General features: G+C 73.8%; 1 protein-coding gene. It reads left to right on the top strand.

What is annotated here, in order from left to right; genetic code table 11:
• Window positions 1-2,644: helix-turn-helix transcriptional regulator (locus ITP53_RS54770; RefSeq protein WP_236052239.1), on the top strand; the 2,644-nt coding region annotated here is incomplete at its 5' end.
• Window positions 2,645-2,658 lie beyond the last annotated feature (14 nt).

Below are 2,658 nucleotides of genomic sequence, written 5' to 3'. Positions count from 1 at the left end.
GGTTGAGCGGGTGGGTGGGCGGCCGGTGATGATTCTGGACGATGTTCAGTGGGCCGACCATCCGTCCCTGGACGCGATCTCGTTCGCTCTGCGCCGGTTGCGAGACACCCGGCTGGTCGTCCTCATGGTCGTACGAGACGTCGCGGATCCTGGGTTGCCGGCCCGGTTCCGGCGCCTGTTCCACGCGGACGGCACCGTACACGTTCCAGTGCCTGGGCTGGACGCGGGCGCGGTCGCGGAGTTGTGCGCGCGCCTGACCGGGCATCGGCCGACCAGGCGGGCGGCGCTGCGGTTCCGGCGGCACACCGGGGGCAACCCCCTCCACATCCGCTCCCTGCTCACCCAGCTCAGCGGTGAGGCACTGGAAGACCTCGGCGTACCGCTCCCGGCGCCGGCCTCACTGACCGTCCGGGTGCTGGCCGACCTGGCCGCGTGTGGGCAGGCGGGCAGCGACCTCGTGGCGGCGGCCGCCGTACTCGGCGAGCGGTCCCCGCTGTACGCCGCCGCCGACGTCGCGCGGGTGGACGACCCGCTGGGCGCACTGGAGCAGGCGATGGCCGCCGGGCTCCTGCGGGAGGAGATCAGCACGGGCGAGCTGTCGTTCCCGTGCCCGCTGGTGCGCGCGGCCGTGTACCAGGAGTACCTGGGCCCGTCTCGGCGCGCCGCCCTGCACCTCAGGGCCGCCACGCTCGCCCAGGACCCGGCCGTCGCGCTGTGGCACCGTGGCCTCGGCGCCGTCGGTCCCGACCGCGAGCTGGCCGCCGAACTGGCAGGGCTCGGTCGCCGCCGGGCGTCGCAAGGAGCATGGGCCGAGGCGGTCGCCCACCTGGCCGCGGCCACCCGGCTGGCCCCGACCGCCCATGAACGCCACCGGCTCGTCCTGGAGGCCGCAGAAGCCCGGATCATCATGGGCGACGCCCACCCGAGTGCCCTGCTCGCCCAGGTGTCGGCACTGCCGGCATCGGCGTGGCGGGCGTACGTGCTGGCGCTGCTCAAGCTGGAGGCGGGCCGCACGCACGAGGCGGCCGCCCTTCTCGAGGATGCCTGGCACCACGCGCCGGACGCCACGCTGGCGGGCAAGGCCGCCGCCCAGACCGCTCTCCTGCGCCTCCTCGACGGGGACGGCCCAGGCTCCGCCGAATGGAGCGCCCGCGCCCATGCCCAGTCCCCGCACCCCACCACCTTCGACCTCACCCGCTGCCTCTCGCTGTATGTGGCCGACGTGTTGTCGGGGTTGGGGCGGCTGCCTGCGCCCGCGTCCGCGTCGGGGGATGAACTGGAGGCGCTGCTTGGCCGGGCGAGGCTGCGGATCTGGCTGGACGACCTCGACGGCGCGGTACGCGACCTCGACGGCCTCCTCGCGGCCGTGACCCCCCTGCCGCTGCGCACGCGCCTGCTGGCCTACGCCGCGCTCGCCGAGGCCGAATACCGCCGTGGTGCCTGGGACAGCGCCCTGGCCCACTGCGACGCGGCCGATGCTCTGGCCGTGGATGCGGGGCACACGCTGCTGGCCCCGCTCTGCCATGCCATCGCGGTGCTCGTACTGGCAGGGCGCGGCGAGTGGGAGGCCGCGGAGATCCGCCTGCGGTCGGCTCGCGCGACCGAGAGCGCCCTGCTCCGCGCGCACGCCGCCGCAGCCGCCGTACACCTCGCCACCGCCCGCGGCGACCACGAGGCCGCCATCGCCTCCGCCCCGGCCGACCACGCACCCCACGAGTCCGTGATCGTCCCTGGTCCGGCCGACCACGCACCCGCCAAGGGCGTACCCCACGAGCCGGCCATCGCCTCTGGCCAGGCCGATCACGCATGCCACGAGCCGGCGCTCGCCTCTGGCCAGGCCGATCATGCACCTGCCGAGGGCGTACCCCACGAGGGCGCCATCGTCTGTGGCACGGTCGGCCACGAAGACCACGAGGCTGTCGTCATCTTGGGCCCAAGCGCATCCCGCGAGGCGTGCGGCGTGCCCCCGCCCGGAGGCTCAGCTGAGGGCCTTTCCGTGTCAGCGGAGCTTGCTTTCTGGCCCGTCGGGGGTGGTTCGCTGCCTTGGGAGGATCTGCTGGTGGATGCGCTGGTCATGGCCGGGCGGGTTGATGAGGCCGTCCTCAGGCTCCGCCGTAGTGAGAAGCGGGGTGCTGGACGTCCGTCGCGGCTCGCGGCGGCGTCCAGGGCGCGGGGCAACCTCCATGCCGCGCGACGCGAGCCGGAGCGGGCGAAGGCGGCGTACGAGCGTTCGCTGGAGTTGCTCGACGTTCTAGGCACGCCGTTCCCGCTGGGGCTGGCGGAGCTGGACTACGGTGCGTTCCTGCGCCGCCAGGGCAAGCGGGCCCTCGCCGCCGACCATCTCGAACGCGCCCACGCCGCACTCGTCGAGTTACGCGCCCGCCCGTACGTGGAACGTTGCAGCCGCGAGCTGGCGGCGTGCGGCGTCGGCCACGCATCGCGTACGGAGGGCCCGGCGCAACCGGCACTCACCACACAGGAGTACGCCATCGCCCAGCACGCCGCACGAGGGCTCACCAACCGCCAGATCGCCAGGGAGCTCGCCCTCAGCGTGAAGACGGTCGAATACCACCTGGGGCACATCTACCTCAAACTGGGCATCCGATCCCGCGCCCAGCTCGCCGTCCAACTCACCCAAAGCTGACTCCAGCCCACCCC

Origin of the sequence: Nonomuraea cypriaca (assembly GCF_015645445.1) — a bacterium.
GTDB classification, from domain to species: Bacteria; Actinomycetota; Actinomycetes; order Streptosporangiales; family Streptosporangiaceae; genus Nonomuraea; species Nonomuraea cypriaca.
Note: the sequence above shows the minus strand (reverse complement) of the source record. Positions and strands in the feature narration are given on the sequence as shown.